The 17,801-nt window shown below is 62.7% G+C and carries 16 protein-coding genes and 1 pseudogene; 6 read left to right on the top strand and 11 right to left on the bottom strand.

Going from position 1 to position 17,801, the window contains the following annotated elements; translation table 11 throughout:
• Window positions 1-2: 2 nt before the first annotated feature.
• Genes AC629_RS16840 through AC629_RS16825 form a run of 4 tightly spaced genes read left to right on the top strand, consistent with a single transcriptional unit; the run spans window position 3 to window position 4,911 of the window.
• Window positions 3-1,292, top strand: a complete 1,290-nt coding sequence (locus tag AC629_RS16840) for an acyl-CoA dehydrogenase family protein (protein ID WP_084806036.1) — start codon at window positions 3-5, stop codon at window positions 1,290-1,292.
• Between the two features lie 2 nt (window positions 1,293-1,294).
• Entirely contained in the window at window positions 1,295-2,830 is a 1,536-nt protein-coding gene (locus AC629_RS16835; protein ID WP_084806034.1) for a class I adenylate-forming enzyme family protein, read from the top strand.
• Entirely contained in the window at window positions 2,827-3,915 is a 1,089-nt protein-coding gene (locus AC629_RS16830) for an NAD/NADP-dependent octopine/nopaline dehydrogenase family protein (RefSeq protein ID WP_084806032.1), read from the top strand. Before AC629_RS16835 ends, AC629_RS16830 begins: the two co-directional genes overlap by 4 nt.
• Window positions 3,916-3,918: 3 nt before the next feature.
• Window positions 3,919-4,911, top strand: a complete 993-nt coding sequence (locus AC629_RS16825) for a 3-hydroxybutyryl-CoA dehydrogenase (RefSeq protein WP_084806030.1) — start codon at window positions 3,919-3,921, stop codon at window positions 4,909-4,911.
• On the opposite strand, the gene AC629_RS16820 is transcribed toward AC629_RS16825, so the two are convergent.
• The 6 genes from AC629_RS16820 to AC629_RS16795 all read right to left on the bottom strand — a co-directional run bounded on the left by AC629_RS16820 (window position 4,908) and on the right by AC629_RS16795 (window position 11,268).
• A complete protein-coding gene (locus AC629_RS16820; protein WP_084806028.1) occupies window positions 4,908-5,954 on the bottom strand; it encodes a 2,5-dihydroxypyridine 5,6-dioxygenase NicX family protein in 1,047 nt (348 codons plus the stop codon). The two genes, AC629_RS16825 and AC629_RS16820, sit on opposite strands and share 4 nt — an antisense overlap.
• 37 nt (window positions 5,955-5,991) lie before the next feature.
• Window positions 5,992-6,759 carry an ABC transporter permease gene (locus AC629_RS16815; protein WP_084806026.1) on the bottom strand — a complete coding sequence of 256 codons (768 nt, stop codon included), beginning with the start codon at window positions 6,757-6,759 and terminating at the stop codon, window positions 5,992-5,994.
• Complete coding sequence (locus AC629_RS16810) at window positions 6,756-7,541, bottom strand: ABC transporter permease (RefSeq protein ID WP_084806024.1); 786 nt, start codon at window positions 7,539-7,541, stop codon at window positions 6,756-6,758. The genes AC629_RS16815 and AC629_RS16810 overlap by 4 nt, the downstream gene beginning before the upstream one ends.
• Entirely contained in the window at window positions 7,538-8,383 is an 846-nt protein-coding gene (locus tag AC629_RS16805; protein ID WP_084806022.1) for an ABC transporter ATP-binding protein, read from the bottom strand. Before AC629_RS16805 ends, AC629_RS16810 begins: the two co-directional genes overlap by 4 nt.
• A 125-nt stretch (window positions 8,384-8,508) precedes the next feature.
• Window positions 8,509-10,203, bottom strand: a complete 1,695-nt coding sequence (gene ilvD, locus AC629_RS16800) for a dihydroxy-acid dehydratase (RefSeq protein WP_084806020.1) — start codon at window positions 10,201-10,203, stop codon at window positions 8,509-8,511.
• A gap of 78 nt (window positions 10,204-10,281) precedes the next feature.
• Window positions 10,282-11,268, bottom strand: a complete 987-nt coding sequence (locus tag AC629_RS16795; RefSeq protein WP_084806076.1) for an ABC transporter substrate-binding protein — start codon at window positions 11,266-11,268, stop codon at window positions 10,282-10,284.
• Between the two features lie 174 nt (window positions 11,269-11,442).
• Between AC629_RS16795 and AC629_RS16790 the strand changes: the two genes are divergently transcribed.
• Window positions 11,443-12,351, top strand: coding sequence for an NAD(P)-dependent oxidoreductase (locus tag AC629_RS16790; protein ID WP_084806018.1), 909 nt, complete (start codon window positions 11,443-11,445; stop codon window positions 12,349-12,351).
• A 24-nt stretch (window positions 12,352-12,375) separates the two neighbouring features.
• On the opposite strand, the gene AC629_RS16785 is transcribed toward AC629_RS16790, so the two are convergent.
• From AC629_RS16785 to AC629_RS16765, 5 genes and pseudogenes are all read right to left on the bottom strand, one after another.
• Window positions 12,376-12,939, bottom strand: coding sequence for a flavin reductase family protein (locus tag AC629_RS16785; RefSeq protein ID WP_084806016.1), 564 nt, complete (start codon window positions 12,937-12,939; stop codon window positions 12,376-12,378).
• 9 nt (window positions 12,940-12,948) lie between these two features.
• The gene (locus AC629_RS16780; protein WP_084806014.1) at window positions 12,949-14,178 is read right to left on the bottom strand and encodes an acyl-CoA dehydrogenase family protein; all 1,230 of its coding nucleotides are present in this window, start codon (window positions 14,176-14,178) and stop codon (window positions 12,949-12,951) included.
• 187 nt (window positions 14,179-14,365) lie between these two features.
• Complete coding sequence (locus AC629_RS16775) at window positions 14,366-15,631, bottom strand: CaiB/BaiF CoA transferase family protein (RefSeq protein WP_084806013.1); 1,266 nt, start codon at window positions 15,629-15,631, stop codon at window positions 14,366-14,368.
• A gap of 243 nt (window positions 15,632-15,874) precedes the next feature.
• Window positions 15,875-16,299 (bottom strand): annotated as a pseudogene (locus AC629_RS16770) (GNAT family N-acetyltransferase).
• A 65-nt stretch (window positions 16,300-16,364) separates the two neighbouring features.
• Entirely contained in the window at window positions 16,365-16,664 is a 300-nt protein-coding gene (locus AC629_RS16765) for a hypothetical protein (RefSeq protein WP_084806011.1), read from the bottom strand.
• A 635-nt stretch (window positions 16,665-17,299) separates the two neighbouring features.
• Between AC629_RS16765 and AC629_RS16760 the strand changes: the two genes are divergently transcribed.
• Window positions 17,300-17,683, top strand: coding sequence for a hypothetical protein (locus AC629_RS16760; protein WP_084806009.1), 384 nt, complete (start codon window positions 17,300-17,302; stop codon window positions 17,681-17,683).
• Window positions 17,684-17,801 lie beyond the last annotated feature (118 nt).

Raw genomic sequence — 17,801 nt, 5'->3', positions numbered from 1 at the left:
CAATGACCATGCAAGTCAACAAGAACATCGGCGTAACCGACAAGGTTGCCCTTGATCTCCCGATCTTCGATCCCGTGGCGTTCCGCTTGAGCGACGAGCAGGCCGGCATCGTCACGCGCGCAAGAGAGATTGGTCAGAGCGTGTTCGCCGGTCGCGCCGCAACTTACGATCGCGAGGCGATCTTCCCGACCGAGAATTATCGCGACCTGCATCGCGCCGGCCTGCTCGGCATCGCCATTCCCAAGAAACACGGCGGACTTGGTGCGAACTACCAGACCTATGCCTTGGCAGCAGCCGAGCTCGGCCGCTATTGCGGTGCGACTGCGCTCACCTGGAACATGCATGTCTGCTCGACCCTGTGGTCGGGCCCGCTGGCTGATGATCTCGACATGGACGCGGAGACACGCGCGGAACACGAGAAGCGGCGCGCAGTCCACTACAAGCGCATCATCGAGGACGGTGCGATTTACTCGCAGCCATTCTCCGAGGGCGGAGCTGCCGCCGCGGGTGGCGTCGCTTTCGGCACGGAAGCAAAGCCGGTCGAGGGTGGCTGGATCGTCAACGGCAAGAAGATCTTTGCGTCGCTCTCCGGCCACGCCGACTATTACGGCGTGCTCTGCACCGAGATCGAGGAAGGCGAAAAGGCTTCGCGCCGCAACACCCTTTACCTGGCGATCCCCGCGACATCGGAGGGCGTCTCGGTCGTCGGCGACTGGGATCCGCTCGGCATGCGCGGGACGGTCTCGCGGACACTCCTGTTCAAGGACGTGTTCGTGCCGGAGGATGCTGCGCTGATGCCGCGCGGCGTCTACTTCCAGGCTGCGATGCGCTGGCCACACATGTTCCTGACGCTGTCGCCGACCTATATGGGCCTCGCGCAAGCCGCCTACGATTTCACCGTGCGCTACTTGCGCGGCGAGGTGCCGGGCATGCCGCCGGTCAAGCGCCGGATGTATCCGACCAAGCAGATCGCAGTCGCGCAGATGCAGATCAAGCTCGAGCAGATCAAGGCGATCTGGTTCCAGGCTGTCACGGACGCGCGCGCTAACCCGAGCAAGGAGCAGGTGCTGCGGGCCTATGCCGCGCAATATTCGGTGATGGAAGGCGCCAATGAGCTCGCCGCGCTCGCGATCCGCACCTGCGGCGGTCAGGCCATGCTCCGGTCGCTGCCGCTCGAGCGTATCTATCGCGATAGCCGCTGCGGCTCGCTGATGCTGCCCTGGACAGCCGAGCTCTGCCTCGACCGCATTGGGCGCGAGGCGCTGTACGAAGCCGGCGAAACGGACGATTGACGGTGGACCTCTGCAGTCTGATCGATCGCAACGCGGCGTTCGCGCCAGACAAGACGGCCATTGCCTTCGAGGGCCAGCGGCTGAGCTACGCCGCATTCGCGGCACGGATCGAACAGACCGCCACTGGATTGAAACAGAAGCTCGGCGTAAGCCGCGGCGACCGCGTCGCGATCCTGAGCCTCAATCGGCCGGACTACCTGGTTCTGCTCTATGCATGCGCGCGGCTTGGCGCGATGCTGGTGCCGTTGAACTGGCGATTGGCCGTCGCCGAGCAACTCTTCATTCTCACCGATGCGGGCGCCAAGGTCCTGGTGCTCGAGCAGGCGTTTGAGGCGGTTCTTCCAGCGCTTGGGCGGACCGCGCCGGGAGCTGTCGTCGTCGGGCTTGATTTCGAACCGCCCGGTGGCACCGCATTCGAGACCTTGCTGGCGCACGGCGACGGCAGCTGCCAAAATCCGCATACCGACCTCTCCTGCCCGCTCCTCATTGTCTACACGTCGGGAACGACGGGACGACCAAAAGGTGCGGTGCTCCGGCAGGAGGCGCTGTTCTGGAACGGCGTCATGAGCCAGCACATGCACAACATGACGTCCGACGATCATGTGCTGACGGTGCTGCCGTTCTTCCATGTCGGCGGTCTCAACATTCAGACCACGCCGGCGCTCCAGGTCGGTGCGACAGTCACGATTCATGCCCGCTTCGCGCCGGAAACTGCGCTCGCGTCCATCGAGCGGGAACGGCCGACGCTAACCGTGATGGTTCCGGCGATCATCCAGGCCGTGAGCGAGCACCCCGCCTGGGCCACGACCGACCTCTCGTCCCTAAAGTCCGTCGCCACCGGTTCAACCATCGTGCCGCCACACCTGATCGACCGCTTCGTCGCGCGCGGCGTTCCGGTGCTCCAAGTCTACGGCTCGACGGAAACCTGCCCCATTGCAATCTACACACGGCTCGGGGGAGATCTGTCGCGTGCCGGGTCGACCGGACTTGCGGGCCTGTGCTGCGAAGCCAAGGTGATCGATCAAGCCGGCACCGAAGTACCCGCAGGCACGCCGGGCGAGATCGCAGTCCGTGGCCCCAACGTGTTCTTCGAGTATTGGGGCAATGCCGATGCCACGCGCGATGCGCTGCACGACGGCTGGTATCGCACTGGCGATATCGGCCTGTGCGACGCGGACGGCTATTTCTGGGTCCGCGACCGCAAGAAGAACATGATCATTTCCGGGGGAGAAAACATCTATCCAGCCGAGGTCGAACGGGTCCTGCTCGAACACCCTGACGTCAGCGAATGCGCCGTGATTGGCCGGCCGGATCCACGCTGGGACGAAGTGCCCGTTGCCTATGTCATCCAGCGGTCAGGATGCCGGCTCGAAGCGGACGAACTGAGAGTGCACCTGCAGGCGCAGCTCGCGCGATACAAGGTTCCACGTGACATCGTCTTCGTCACGGACCTGCCGCGCACGGCGCTGGGTAAGGTCCAGCATTTCCTGCTGAAGCAGCTTGATGCGCAGTCGCGTGCGCAAGGAGAAGCATCTTGAAGATCGCAGTCTTGGGTGGGGGAAACGGCTCTTTCGCGGCCGCAGGCGATTTTGCGCTGTCGGGGCATGAGGTCCGGCTGTGGCGCCGCGACACTGATCAGGTGGTAGCGCATCGCGCCGCCGGCTCGCGCATCCTGGTGAAGGATCATAACGGCCGTCACGACACGCAACTGGCACTGGTTACGGCCGACATGGCCGAGGCCGTCAGCGGCGCCGAGTTGATCCTGTGCCCTGCCCCCGCCTTCGCACAGCCAGACATTGCCCGCTCGCTTGCTCCGCATCTGCGGGATGGCCAGGTCGTGTTTCTACCGCCTGCCACATTCGGCTCCATGATTTTCGCCAAAGCCGCGCGGGATGCCGGCAACCACGCCAGGGCGAGCTTTGCCGAGACCGGGACGTTGCCCTGGCTGACCCGCAAGCACGGACCATTCGAGGTCGCAATCACCATCCGCGCCAAGCGGCTCCCGGTCGGCGTGTTCCCGCTCGACCAGGCGCCGCACGCGCTCGAAGTCATCGGACGCGCTTTCCCTGATGCGATCGAGCCCTGCGGGGACGCGTTATCAGGCGCGCTGATGAACGCAGGCCCGATCATCCATCCGCCGCTGATCGTGATGAATGCGGGCCCGATCGAGCATTTCGAAAAATGGGACATCCACAAGGAGGGCACGCAGGGCGCGATCCGCCGGGCGACCGATGCGCTCGACGCCGAGCGGATCGCGGTGCGCGAGGCGCTCGGATACGGCGCGCCGCATTTCCCGCTTGCTCACCACTACGCCAAAGAGGGCGAGATCTGGATGTATGGCCGCGGCTCGCATGACCGCCTGACCGATTCCGGCGACTGGCGTGAACGCATCGTGCTGACCGAGCACCGCTACATGCGCGAAGACTTGCGGCTTGGGCTCTCGCTGCTGGTCTCCGTCGCCGGGCTGGCGGGCGTGGACACACCGCTTGCGAAGGCTTTCCTGGCCATTGGTAGCGCGATCTGCGGCGAGGATTTTGCGCGAGGCGGCCGAACGCTCGAGGCTCTGGGACTCGGCAATCTCGGCAAGGCCGAACTGCAGACGCTCCTTCGCAAGGGATTTTGACCGATGACCGGCCGCGCCAACATCGCCTGTCTCGGGGCCGGACGCATGGGACGCGGTATCGCCGTCGCGTTCGCCTATGCCGGGCACAGTGTTACAATGATCGACGTCAAGGCGCGTTCTGCGGAGGATTTCGCCAGGCTGGAAACGGACGCGCTCGGCGAGGTCAAGAAGACGTTCGTCAGCCTGTCAAACCTGGGGCTGCTAACTGAAGCAGATGTCGGCCCGCTCATCGCGCGGGTCTCGGTTGTACCGGCCAGTCAGAGCGGCGCAGCGCTGTCCGACGCGGGCATTGTTTTCGAAGGCGTTCCCGAGGTCGTCGAGCTCAAGCGCGAAGTGCTGGGGTCCGCATCAATGCAAGTCGGCCCGGATACGATCATTGCCTCGACCACGTCGACCATCCTCGTCGACGATCTATCCGGCGCGATTGTGAACCCTCGCCGCTTCCTCAACGTGCATTGGCTCAATCCGGCCTATCTGATTCCGCTGGTCGAGGTTTCGCCCGGCAAGGCTACCGACCCCGCCATCGTCGACGAGGTCAAGGCGCTACTCGAGGGCATCGGCAAGGTGCCCGTCGTCTGTGCGGCGACACCGGGCTTCATCGTCCCACGCATCCAGGCACTCGCGATGAATGAAGCAGCGCGCATGGTCGAGGAAGGCGTCGCCAGCGCCGCGGAGATCGACAAGGCGATCCGCTACGGTTTCGGCTTCCGCTACGCCGTACTTGGGCTGCTCGAGTTCATCGACTGGGGTGGCGGCGACATCCTGTACTATGCCAGCCGCTATCTCGAGGGCGCGCTTGGCAGCGACCGCTATCGCGCGCCTGACGTGATTTCAAAGAACATGCACGAAGGCCGGATCGGCCTGCGAACGGGCGCAGGCTTCCTCGACTATTCCGGCCTTGACGTCGATGCTTATCGCGCAAAAAGGCTCCAGGCCATGGTCGACCTGCTTCGGCACTTCGACCTAGCTCGCCCCCCGGTGCTCGACCGCAACTAGCCGAAGACGTCCTGCAGCACGCCTTCCCGCACCACCGCGACACCATCGAGCTCGATGGTTGTCCCCATCATCGGCAGGTCGAAATGGCCCGCGGTGTAGCGGCCAGCGAATTCGTTCGCGCCAGTCGAGAACAGGAAGTTGCCGGAGACGGCACGAATCTCTGTGCCGTTGGTGTCGCGCTGGTCATACATCGAGAGCGCTTCGTAGCGCGCGCCCGGGTTCATGCCGAAACCGACATGCGACACCGCATAGGCTTCCCGATCGCCCCAGGCCGCGAGATAGGCGCGCATCATCGCCGCATCCGTGCCCTCGCCTTCCAGCTCGACGACGTAATCGTCCTTCAGCGTCATCTTCACCGGCGAGGCCAGGTAACGCTTGAAGGTGAGGTTGATGTCGCCCGGCGCCATCACCAGCGTGCCGTTTATCGTTCCGCTCTTGGGAAAACTGACGACGATGCCGCCCGGCCAGTGCGCGAGCGTGCCCGGCTTGTCGGTCCAGCCCCATACGCCGACCGTTGAAGCTCCAACCATATCCACGTCGAGCGCCGTACCGGCCTTCGAAGTCACGCGCATCCGCTTGGTCCCGCGCAGCATCTTTGCCGCGGCGCGAACACGCTTCTCGAGCGCCGTGTCCGGCACCATGCGCTCCAACGCCTCAGGATGCTCGTTGGAAATCACCAGGATTCGCGCACCGGCCTTCAGGATCTCGGGTGTCTCCACAGCATGCATCAGGCCCTCGATGGTGCAATCCACCACAAAGCCGGCCTGCTGAAGCGCGGTGATGACCGGACCAAGCCGCTGGATCGCCTCGCTCGCTCCCGTAGAGCGCACCGGCACGACGTGGCGATTGCGCGGGGTCGGCATCACCACATGAAATGGCCGCGCGCCCATGCGCAGCAGCGCGAGTTCCGCCAGATGAACATTCAACGCACGCGATTGCGTTTCCGAGAGGATCGCCGCGGTATCGCCGGCCTTGACTGCGCATCGCTCGAAAATCTCGCAAAACGCGTCGATCCATTTTGCTTCGATGCGATCAGCCAGCATGGTTCACTCCCGGTATCGTGGTTTCTTGTTCAATTCGTTACGCCTCGGGGAAGCCCCGAAGTAGATATGACCGCACGGCTCCCAACAGGCCATTCAGAATCAAGCCCAGCAGCGAGATCGTGATCAGCGGCACGAACATGTCCACGGCCTGGAAGGTCCGGGCCGCCGTGACCAGGACATGACCCAGTCCATCCGTCGACGTGATCATCTCGGCCAGAAACACCACGATGCAGGAAATGACAAGGCCGATCCGGCAGCCGGTCAGGATTGACGGCATCGCCGCCGGCAACACGATCTTGAAGAGGATTTCGTAGCGCGGTGTTCCCGCCGCCATGGCCGACCAGATCAGCTTCTGCTCGACCGTCGACGCGCCGTAATAGGTGGACAGCAGAATGGGAAAGAGTGCGTCCGCTGCAACCAGCGTGATTTTCGATCCGTGGCCGAAACCAAGCAACAGCAGGAGTGCCGGATAGAGCGCAACCTTGGGCAACGGCGCCAGGACGCGCACGATCGGCCGAACCACGGCATTGATTGCAGGGCTGGCGGCGGCCGCAATGCCCATGCCGACGCCGAGCACGACCGCGATCGCAAAACCGGCAAACAGCCGAGTCAGGGTCGCCGCAATCTCCTGCTGAAACGTCCATGTCACGAGCTGCTGGAGCAGCCGGCTGAACACGAACCCGGGCGGCGGCAACAAGACGGCCGGTGCGAGGCCTGACGAGACGAGGCCCTGCCACACCGCGATCACCAGCACGATCGGCGCGAGCCCAAGAATGACGTTTACTGAGAGAGGTCGCGATATCATGAGAAGCTCAGCGGCATGTCGAACTGAGGCTCGGACCAGCGGACGAGCCTGGCTCGGATCCGCTCGAAGATCGCATCGAGGCAGATCCCCATGGCCCCCACGATGATGATCATCGCAAAGACGGTGTCGTATTGGCCCATGTCGAGAGCATTGAACAGGATATTCCCGGCCCCGGACTGGCGGGCGATCATCTCGCTGGTGATCATCGTGATCAGCGCCAGCACCAGCCCGGTACGGCACCCGGTCAGGATCTCCGGCAACGCCGCCGGCAATACGATCCGCACCAGCCGTTGCGCAGCCGAGAGGCCCATCGCCGCGCCGGACCACAGCATCTTCTCTTCAACTGCCTTGGCGCCCTCGAAGCTGTGATAGATCACCGGCAAGCTGACGCCGAGAAAGATCACCAGCGTCTTTGTGATGTCGCCGACGCCCAGCCACAGCATGATGATGGGCATCAGGGCCGCTTTCGGCACCGGATAGATCACCATCAGGAGCGGATTGAAGAAGGCTGCGACCGCACGGCTGCGCCCCATCAAAAGGCCGAGTGGAATCGAAACGAGCACGGCTATGCCGAACCCGATCGCCATGCGGCGGAGCGAGGCGAGGATGTTGATCAGCGATTCCTTGTCACCAAGGATGTCCGGGATCGCGCGGATCGCCTCGATCGCCGTTGGAAAGCTGTCATTCTTCAGCGCCAGCGACGCGACCTGCCACGTCGCCAGCAATCCGATGCAAGCCAGCGCCGGGGCAGCTCGTCTGGTCAAGGCAGCCGCCGACATCATGAAGGAGATCCAGTCTCGTCGCTCTCATCGAACATGCGCTCGATATCAACGACGTACTTCTGGTAGCGCGGATCGAGCAAAAGCTCGTTGCGGCGCCGCGGCCGCGGCAAGTCGATGTCGATGACCTGCCGGATCCGGCCGGGCGATTTCGACATCATCACGACCTTGTCCGACAGGAATACGGCCTCGTCGACCGAGTGGGTGACGAACAGGACCGTCTTGCGGTCACGCTCCCAGATGTTGAGGAGATCATTCTGCAAGCGCGTCCGGGTGTGAGCATCGAGCGCGCCGAACGGCTCGTCCATCAGCAGGACTTCAGGGTGGTAAGCCAGCGTCCTGGCCAGTGCCACACGCTGCTTCATGCCGCCCGAAAGTTCCTTGGGATAGAAGTTCTCGTAGCCTTTGAGGCCGACCATCTCGATCAAACCCCGGCTCTGCGCTTCTGCCTCGGTGGCGCGCACACCTTGCTGGCGCGGGCCATACATCACGTTGCCGAGCACGGTCTTCCATGGAAATAGAGCGAACTCCTGGAACACCGGACCGCGATCCGGCCCCGGCCCCGTGATCGCCTGTCCCTTTATCTTGGCCGCGCCGCTGGTTGGGCTGACGAAGCCGCCGACGATGTAAAGCAGTGTCGACTTGCCGCAACCGGATGGGCCGAGAATGGAGACGAAGGCTCCTTCTTCGATCGTCAGCGAGATGTCTGATAACGCCAAATGATCCTTGCGCGTCGAGGTCTGAAAAACCTGCGAGACGCGGTCGATCTCGATAATCGCGGAAGCCGGCTTTTGCGATGCCACCGGTCTCACCCATTCACTCGATCTCGAAGGCACTACCTTCATCCCGTCTCTCGCTTCACTCCCGCACACACGTCGCTTCGTTAGCCTGCTGAAAGTCCTCCTTCAGCGGCACGAGCTTAGCAAGAAACTTGCCAGGCCACTGGCTGCATCCACATGGGTACGGCGGGTCATTCGAACCAGGGCCATTCTGCCGGGCCCTCATGCGTAACGGCTCCGCCCGGAGCCTGGCCGACCAGTCGCGCATATTTCGCGAGCGCACCTGCGCGGTGACGAGGCGGCCGTGGCTTCCAATCGCGCCGGCGTCCAATGAGTTCCTGCTCGTCGACCAGCACATCCATCCGGCGGTTTGCGGCATCGATCCGGATCTTGTCTCCGTCGCGAACAAGCGCTAGCGGACCGCCAACAAACGCTTCGGGGGATACGTAACCAATGCACATGCCGCGGGTCGCGCCGGAGAACCGGCCATCAGTGATCAAGGCCACCTTCTCGCCCATGCCCTGCCCGTAAATCAGCGCGGTCACGCCAAGCATCTCGCGCATGCCGGGGCCACCGACCGGCCCTTCATTGCGGATCACCAGCACCTCGCCCGCCTTGTAGCTGCGGTCTCGCACCGCTGCGACGCAAGCCTCCTCGTCCTCGAACACGCGTGCCACGCCTTCGAAGAACTGGCTCTTCAGGCCTGCGACCTTGATCACCGCACCATCGGGACAGAGATTTCCCTTCAGCACGGCCACGCCGCCGTCGGGCATAATCGGTGCGCGAGTCGCGTAAACAACCTCGCCATCGGGCGCGTTGGCCGCGCCATATTCTTCGGCAAGCGTGCGGCCTGTGATGGACAAGCAGCTACCATCGATATGCCCGCTCTGGATCAGCTCGCGGATCACAACGGCCGCGCCACCGATGTCGTAGACATCCTTTGCCGTGTACTTGCCGCCTGGCCGCAGGTTTCCGATCAGCGGCGTCCTGGCAAAGACCTCGCCGACATCATCGATCGTGAACGCGATGCCGGCCTCGTTCGCGATCGCCGGCAGATGCAGGGCGGCGTTGGTCGAGCCGCCCGTGGCTGCAACTATCGCTGCGCCGTTCTCCAGGGATTTCCGCGTCACGATGTCGCGTGGCAATGGCCCGCCACGTTCCAGCATCTCCATGATCAACCGCCCGGCGCGTCGGGATATCTGCGCGCGTTCGGCATAAACACCTGGCACCATCGAAACGTTGGGAATGGTGAGGCCCATCGCCTCCGACACCATCCCCATGGTGTTCGCGGTGAACTGGCCGGCGCAAGCGCCGATGGTCGGCAGGCAGGCGCGCTCGATCCGTTCGAGCGTGGCGCCGTCGATCTCGCCAGTCATGAAGCTGCCGACAGCCTCGTAGGAGTCGAGCACCGTCAGGGTCCGCCCGTCCACGCGCCCCGGCAGTGAGCTGCCGCCGTAGATGAAAATGGATGGCACGTTGCAACGAACCATGCCCATCATGACGCCGGGAAGCGTCTTGTCGCATCCGCCGTATCCGATCAGCGCGTCGTAGGCGAGACCATGGACGACGGCCTCGATCGAATCGGCGATCAGCTCGCGCGAAAACAGAGAGAACTTCATTCCCTCGTGATTCATGCTGATACCGTCGGAGACCGACACGGTCGAGAATTCCCGCGGCGTGCCGCCGGCCTCCTCGATTCCCGTCTTGGCTGCGGCCACTTGGAAGTCGTGAGTCATATTACAGGGCGTCTGTTCACCCTTCATGCTGACGATGCCCACCATCGGCTTGCCGATCGCAGCGTCGTCGAGACCCATTGCGCGCATGAATGCGCGGTGCGGGGCCCGGTCGAGGCCGTCTGTTGTGACCCGTGATCGCAACTTCTTCATGCGTTCATCTTCTTGATGCAGCGTCCTGAGCCAACCAGGACGCCGCGGTCTCCTTCTGGGATTAATTGGCTCTGTCGCCTATTGCAGCGGTGCGACGATCGTCGGATGCTTGAACTGCGCGGCGTCCAGCTTCGGCAGCATGCCCGTCTCCGCGTAGATATCCAGCATCTTCTGGATCGCTGGAAAGTTCGGAGCAGCACCAGGGTCGCGACCAAAATCGTTGTCCTTGAGCAGATAGGTCTCGAGTACAGGAACGGGCGCCTTCAGCACTTCGGACACGACCTTCAAGGTCTCTTCGCGGTTTGCCAGCGCCTTCTTCATGCCTGACGTGATGTCGCGGACATAAGCCTTGACCAACTCCGGGTTCTTGTCGACGAAATCGGCACGGCAGGCTTCGAGGATGTGCACAATGTTCGGCATGGCCTGCGACAGCGAAAACAGTTTCCTTGTGCCGCCCTTCGCCTCCGCACGCGCGGCAAACGGCTGGTTCAGGTTGACTGCATCAACGCGCCCCTGACGCAGCGCATCTTCGGAGACGGCAAAGCCGACTTCGACCAGCTTGATGTCCTTGGCCGGATCGACGCCATTCTGCTTGAGCAGCAGGTTGAACGGCCCTTGCGTGCCGCCGCCGATGACGGAAATGCCGACCGTCTTGCCCTTGAGATCGGCAATCGTCTTGATCGGCGAGTCATCCTTGACCGCCCAGTAGACCGAGAAGCCGCCGGGCTTCTCGAAGACATGCTGCGCCACGATGTAGGCCTTGAGATTGCCGCCGACCACGCCGTTGGCGAGCGATAGCGGCGCTTGCGTCGCGCAATCCAGTGCACCGGCTGCCAGCGCCTGCGTCATCGGCGCGGTGCCCTGGAATTGGGTCCATTCGATATTGTAGGTCTTGCCGATATCGGGAAATTCAGCCGGACGGCGCATCATCCAGTATTTGGACTCCTCGGCCGGGATCGTCCAGCCGACGCGGATCGTCTGCTGGGCCCATGACGGGGCTGCGCCCGCGCTCACGACCGCTGCCGCCCCCAAAGCCAGGATCCACTTCGAAACGGTTCGCATCATGCCCACTCCGCTGCTCCGGCGCCGACCGGCGCCACCCAACCCGACCGCCTCAAATGTTTCATGGTTCAAACAGTCAGGCAAGCCATGCGAGCCGGGCGGTTTCGCTGTGGGATGCGCCATGTATGGTAGAGCGGCGGTCGCGCAGCGTTACGCCGCGGTAGAAGGAGGCAACCTATGGCTGATGTGAGCAAGGCAAACTCGCAAGGCGTCGAGAGGCTCGGCTATCTCGGCCTTGGACTCATGGGGACACCCATGACCCGGCGCCTGCTCAAGGCTGGCTATCAGGTCACGGTCTGGAACCGTTCGGAGGGCAAGGTCGCTCCGCTCGTCGAGACCGGCGCCAAGCGCGCAGCCACGCCTCGTGACCTGTTGGCGAACTCGGAGATCGTCTTCATGTGCGTGACGGATGCCGCTGCCGTCGAAGAGGTGATCTTCGGGCCTGAGGGTCTTGCAGCGGCTCCCGGCGCTGGCAAGCTTGTCGTCGACTTCTCGTCGATTCATCCGGACGCCGCGCGCGATCTTGCAACGCGACTGAAAGCTGCGAACGGCGCAGGCTGGATCGATGCGCCGGTGTCCGGCGGCACCAAGGGCGCCGAGGAAGGCACGCTCGCGATCATGGCCGGCGGCGAAGCAGCCGACATCGAGAGGGCGCGGCCTTATGTGCTGGCCATGGCGCGCAGGTTCACCCATATGGGCCCGACCGGCGCCGGCCAGACCACAAAACTCTGCAATCAGGTGATTGTCGGATGTGCGATGGCCGTGCTTGCCGAGGCCACGCGCCTTGCCGTGAACGCCGGAATTGACGCCAATCGATTGCCGGAAGCTCTGGCCGGCGGCTTCGCCGATTCCATTCCGCTCCAACTCTTCGTGCCGCGGATGGTCCAGGGGATTCATTCACCGCCGCTCGGTCACATCGCCACGATGCTTAAGGACCTCGATACGGTCGCCGATGTCGCGCAGACGACGTCCACGCCTGTGCCAATGGCCTCGCTTGCGGGACAACTTTTCAGGCTCGCCAAGGCCGCGCGGGGGGCGGATGCGGATGCGCTGGAGATCTACAAGCTTTCAGCGGCAGAGCGCTAAGGTGTCGAGGCGACCTGAAGCGCGTTACGGCGATTTCTTGCGCTCGTCATCAGCAAGAAACCGGCCGTAGGTCCCTCGCGCAAACAGCAAAGGGGCCTTGGTATTGTAGGCATAGGCCTCGACCGCGCCGAGAAAGATCACGTGATCGCCGCCATAATAGCGGTTGACTGATCTGCACTGAAAATTAGCGACGCTCTCGGCGAGCACCGGCGCGTTGCCGAGACCCGGCGCCCAGTCTAATCCGGCGAACTTGTCGTCGGACGATTTTGCGAATTTGTTCGCAAGCGCCTGCTGCGAAGTGCCGAGTACGTGCACAGTAAAATGGCTGGCGTTCTGAAACACGGGCAGACTCGAAGAGTAAACTCCGAGGCTCCAGAGGACCAGAGGCGGATTCAAGGAGACCGACGCAAACGAATTGCAGGTGATGCCATAAGGCCTTCCATCGGGGGCGGCGGCGGTGATGATCGTTACGCCCGTGGCGTAGGTGCCAAGCGCGTTGCGAAAATCACGGGGATCGATCGGCGAGCTGTCGCTCGCAAGTTCGTTGGCTGGATCAGGGATGGCCGGCTGCTTCGGCAGATCGTTCATCGGCCGGCCTCACAACGTGAGATTCTCGGACGGCAGGCCCAGCGCCACGCGTCCATAATTGGTACCGGCCGCATCGAAATTGAACGCGAGATGCGAGTTGATTGCGTGAGCATCGCGGAACTGCCGCTGCAACACGCCCGTCGTGAACAGGCCGCGCGCCCCGCTCGCCGCAAACAGCATCGAGACCGCGTCCGTACACAAGTTCACTGAGAAAGCCCCGTCGCGTCGATATCTGGTCTTGGCCGCCATATCGGGAACATGACCACGCCTGGCATCTTCCATGGCATCGATACAAGCCGAACGCATGATCAGGCGCGCAGCGTCGATCTTGGCCGAGGCCTCCGCGATCTTGATCTGTGTGCTCTGAAAGTCGCTCAGCTTGGCACGGTTGTAGGTGGAAATGCGATGACGCACGACCTCGACGTAGTCATTCAGGCACGCCTGCGCATTCCCCAGCGCGACGCCGGACAGCACGTAAGGAAACAGCGAGAACACCGGTAACGCATACAGCGGATTGGGATTGATCTTGCTTCCCGGCGTCCGGCCACCGATGAGTTCACCGACGGTGACAGTCATATGGTCGGCCACGAAGGCGTCCCGCACTTCCACATCGCAGGAACCCGTTCCGCGCAATCCCGCGACATTCCAGGTGTCGAGGACTCTGTAATCGCCTTTCGGGAGCAGGAATATCCGATACTCGATGCCGTCTGCCTCATCGTCAGTGGAGACCACGCTTGCAAGCATGTTCCATTCGCAGGACGCGACTCCCGAGGAGAATGGCCAGCTTCCGTGCAGTCGGTATCCGCCGTCAACCTTCGTGGCCCGGCCGGCAGGAAAGATGAATGAGGATGCAATCAGCGTATCCGGATCACGACCCCAGACGAGATCCTGCGCCTTTTGCTCGAACATGCCGAGCATCCAGTGATGGCTTGCCAGATTGGCGAAATTCCAGGCTACCGACGCGTCGGCCTGTCCGAGCAGGTCTGCGCAATCGATCAAGGCGACATAGTCGAGCTCAGCCCCGCCAATACGCCTGGGTTGGAGCATCCGGAACAGGCCGGCGTCGTGCAGGTCTTGTTCGGTTTCGGGCGGTAGATGCCGCAGCTCTTCGGTCCGGACCGACCGCTCTCGCAGCCGTGGCACGAGCGCCCGGGTCTTCGCGAGCATTGCCGCGTAGGCGCGTTCGCCGGATTCCGGCCCGGTGGGCTGGCCCATGCTTGGCTCTTGACCAGGCGCCATTCGTGTCCCTCGCTTTCACACAGTTATGCGGCGGGAACCTCGCTAAATCAAGCTGGGGCAGCGTCGACGGGCCGCGGTTGCCCTATACCCTGAGCCCAAAAGGATGCGATGTCGCGAACGTCGGCATCGCGAAGCGGCGATCCGCAAGCTGCGCCATGCTTGGTGCCGCGGAATCAACCTCTCCGGTTCAAGCCGGCGAAGGCTTGCCTGATCCAAAGACTCCCTTTTGGGCAAGCTCCGTGATCTGACGCTCGTCGTAACCAAGTGTGTCGCGTAAGACATTCTCGGTATGCTCGCCGAGCAGAGGTGCGGCAACGGGATCAATCGCGCCGGTCAGGCTCATGGTAATCGGGGTCTCGATATTGGGGACCCAGTCCGCCGTAGGATGCGGAATCCTGCTCAGGCGGTGGCGCTGACGCGCCTCCGGCGCGTTGAAGCCCTCCTCGACCGTCCGGAGATAACCGACTGGAATATTGGCCAGCTTCATCTTCGCCATCCAGTTCTCGAGGGTATCGCTCGCGAAGACCTCCGCGATGGCCGCACGCAAGAGTTCCTTGTTCTCGGAGCGCGCCTTGCGCGTGGCGAACTGCGGATCGGCGATCAGGTCGGGCCGGTTCAGCACCTCGACCACCAGCCGGCGATAGAGCCGGTCGTTCGCGCAGGCCATGTAAAGCGGCCCATCGGAGGCCTCATAGACGCCGACCGTGGGAGACCCGCTCGGCGAATTGCCGAACCGGCCAGGGTTCTCGCCGTTGATCAGATAGGCCATGCCGTAGAAGCCGGTCATCGCCATGGCGATGTCGAACAGGGCGACTTCGACATGCTGTCCGCGGCCGAGCCGATCCCGCGCCAATAGCGCCAGCAGGATGGCGTTGCAGGCAGACATCCCTGTCGCCATGTCCACGATGGGTGGGCCGGTACGAACCGCCGGGCCATCGGCAAACCCGTTGAGCGACATGAAGCCGCTTTCTGCCTGGGTGATGGGGTCGAAGCCGGGGCGCGAGGCGAACGGGCCGGTCCGTCCATAAGCGGAGATCGAGCAATAGACCAGACGCGGGTTGAGAGGCGCGACAGCCTCATAGTCGAGGCCGAATTTCTTCATGACCCCGCTCGAAAAATTTTCCACGACCACATCCGCCTTACGGATCAGATCCAGCGCGATCTCGCGGGCCTCCGGCACGGCAAGGTCGAGAGCAATGCCTCGCTTGTTGCGGTTCAGGCTGAGATAGGCCGCGCTTTCGCCGCCGATTTCGGCATGCTCATAGGCGCGCGTGTCGTCGCCACCGTCCGGATTTTCGATCTTGATGACGCGCGCGCCAAAATCGGCAAGGGTCTGCGTGCAGGCTGGCCCCGCCACGACGCGCGTAAAGTCGACGACGAGAAGACCATCGAGTGCAGTCGGCCTTCCCGTCGCCCGCGACGAACGTTCCGGCAATTGAGGCTTGGTGGACATCGACAGCGCTCCCTTACATCGGCTTATGGTCGCCGAATTTCCTGCAGGAGCAAACTTAAAGCCCGGCACCGCCAACTTCGCAAGTGCTTCACGAACCTCACCTGAAATGGAAAAACGACCCGGCAGCCATCAAGGTGCCGGGCCGTTGAGCGTTCTGGGGCTTCTGAAGCTGCGCCACGTCTCGCGCGCCGTTCTAATTTGCGAAAGTCACGTTCCGCATCACGGGAAACCTGCTCGCATTGCTCAGCGAAGGGACCTTCGCCAATATAGCCATGCGACCAAGCCCAGGGTACCTCGGGTTGGTTGAGCCGATAGCCCGCCAGGATGAAATTTACAACCACCGGATTGTCCGTCGTGCCGGAGACAATGCTGTCCCATCCAATACGCCGCCCCCGCGCCTCGACCGCCCGCATCAGCCTGAGTTGCAGTCCCTGCCCCCAATGCCGCTGCAAGACCCCGACCCTTGAAAAGTACCCGCTGTTCCGCGCATGCGTCGACGGCACAACACCCGCAAACGCGACCGCGTTATTGCCGTTATAGGCTAGCCACCGCGCTCCAAAGTCGAACTGCGGCATAGCCGCGGCATCGAAGAACGTCAGCTGGTGCAGATCGGCCAAGTTGTCGGCGACGTCATCATCAGATGCATCGACGATACGAATTCTGTACATGCAACGGCTCATTGGCGAGGAACGATCTTGATCGGGCGCGTTGCGGCGTCGCCGCCATGAGAAGCTCACTTACCCAGCACGACCTTGACGCCTAGCCAAACGGCCACCATCAAGCCGGTGGCGATCACCGTAATCACGGCCTTGAAGGTGTAGCTCTGCGCCTGCTCCACGCTCTTTCGCCACCTCCGCAAGTGCAGGAAGTCCGCTCGAAGCTCTTTCCGGTCGTCGTCTTCAATCCCAAACGAGGCGAGCACTGATGCCACCGCCTTCAATACGATGCCGTCGACGCTCTCCTGCTGAATCCTGTGCTGCTCGGCCAGCGTCTCGGCGACGATCGCTCGAACATCGTCGTCTTGAATTTTCATCGCTTGGTGATCCTTGCTACACTCTCAGAACTGCGCTTGGCGAAGTAGAAAGAGACCACGAGATTGATCTCCCCGCTAAAGAAGACGTCTCGCACAGCACGATTGCAACCAGGCCCGCGAGCGCGAGCGATATCAGATAGGTGGTCATCGACTCTCCACGAAAAAGAAAATACGCGGCAAATCGCGTGACAAAGCGCGATCGTTTCGGGCGCGAACCCTATCTCCGTTCTCGGAGACCGCAGCGGCGCGAGCAACGGGCTCGCGCCGCGAGGCACGTTCGCGCGTGCACGGCCATCAATGGTTCGGACTGCTGCGCGCCGATCGGCGCTCCATGTTCAGCGAGTGCATGGCCGGATGCGCGGCCACCGTCCGATTCTGGAATCGAGAACGAAAAAAACCCGCGGCGGATGCTCTCCGCGCGGGTGAACCAAACTCGTCTCGATGATGTCATTCTGCCGGTGTTTTGCCCGACGTGTCAAACCAAGTTTGCAACGGGATCGCTCATCACCGTGATCGCAATGTGCCGGCGATCACGCTAGCAAAGGGCATATTGCCTTAGCATAGCTTCCGATCGCGGCATCAACCGTGCGCAAGGCACGTCATCCCGGAATCGGAGCCGCGTCAGGAGTTCGCCGATGAAGTTCTTTGGTATCCTGCTTTCACTGATGATCACGATCCGCCCGGCGGTTGCCGAAGAATCCTCTCCGGATTTCTCCGGCGCGTGGAAGCGCGACTGCGCGAAGGCCTACGGCCTGAAGGTCTCGCGCGCCGAAGCAAGCCAGTTCTCGGTCACGTTCTGCTATCCCACTGGCTGCGGCAGCAAGCCCTGGATTCCCAATACGCCGATCGCGGGCGACCCGAAGTTCAAGGTTGTGTCGGAGACGGAGATCCGCGTGCGGCGTGTCGACATTCCAGATGCCTGGCTGATGTATTACCGCTGCTCGCGCGATCCTTCATGGACAGAGATGAACCCGGCCGAGCGCCCTCTCGAGGCCGACTCCGATCCGGCGTTGAAATGAAAAAGCCCGCCGCGGACCGTTCCGCGCGGGCTGAACCAAACTCGTTTCGATGATGCCATTCTGCCAGTGTTTTGCCCGACGTGTCAAACTTCGTCGAACGCTAGAGAAGAAGTCCTTC

The sequence above is a fragment of the Bradyrhizobium sp. NAS80.1 genome, from assembly GCF_001908205.1.
In the GTDB taxonomy this organism is placed as follows: Bacteria; Pseudomonadota; Alphaproteobacteria; order Rhizobiales; family Xanthobacteraceae; genus Bradyrhizobium.
This window is presented reverse-complemented; position numbering and strand designations above follow the sequence as displayed.

Bases quoted from the DNA above. Each gene is read 5' to 3' on its own strand.
- AC629_RS16790 (WP_084806018.1), top strand. From the start codon at position 11,443: ATGGCTGATGTGAGCAAGGCAAACTCGCAAGGCGTCGAGAGGCTCGGC.
- AC629_RS16775 (WP_084806013.1), bottom strand. From the start codon at position 15,631: ATGTCCACCAAGCCTCAATTGCCGGAACGTTCGTCGCGGGCGACGGGA.
- AC629_RS16840 (WP_084806036.1), top strand. From the start codon at position 3: ATGACCATGCAAGTCAACAAGAACATCGGCGTAACCGACAAGGTTGCC.
- AC629_RS16815 (WP_084806026.1), bottom strand. From the start codon at position 6,759: ATGATATCGCGACCTCTCTCAGTAAACGTCATTCTTGGGCTCGCGCCG.
- AC629_RS16825 (WP_084806030.1), top strand. From the start codon at position 3,919: ATGACCGGCCGCGCCAACATCGCCTGTCTCGGGGCCGGACGCATGGGA.
- AC629_RS16805 (WP_084806022.1), bottom strand. From the start codon at position 8,383: ATGAAGGTAGTGCCTTCGAGATCGAGTGAATGGGTGAGACCGGTGGCA.
- AC629_RS16820 (WP_084806028.1), bottom strand. From the start codon at position 5,954: ATGCTGGCTGATCGCATCGAAGCAAAATGGATCGACGCGTTTTGCGAG.
- AC629_RS16760 (WP_084806009.1), top strand. From the start codon at position 17,300: ATGAAGTTCTTTGGTATCCTGCTTTCACTGATGATCACGATCCGCCCG.
- AC629_RS16810 (WP_084806024.1), bottom strand. From the start codon at position 7,541: ATGATGTCGGCGGCTGCCTTGACCAGACGAGCTGCCCCGGCGCTGGCT.
- AC629_RS16765 (WP_084806011.1), bottom strand. From the start codon at position 16,664: ATGAAAATTCAAGACGACGATGTTCGAGCGATCGTCGCCGAGACGCTG.
- AC629_RS16795 (WP_084806076.1), bottom strand. From the start codon at position 11,268: ATGATGCGAACCGTTTCGAAGTGGATCCTGGCTTTGGGGGCGGCAGCG.
- AC629_RS16780 (WP_084806014.1), bottom strand. From the start codon at position 14,178: ATGGCGCCTGGTCAAGAGCCAAGCATGGGCCAGCCCACCGGGCCGGAA.
- ilvD (WP_084806020.1), bottom strand. From the start codon at position 10,203: ATGAAGAAGTTGCGATCACGGGTCACAACAGACGGCCTCGACCGGGCC.
- AC629_RS16785 (WP_084806016.1), bottom strand. From the start codon at position 12,939: ATGAACGATCTGCCGAAGCAGCCGGCCATCCCTGATCCAGCCAACGAA.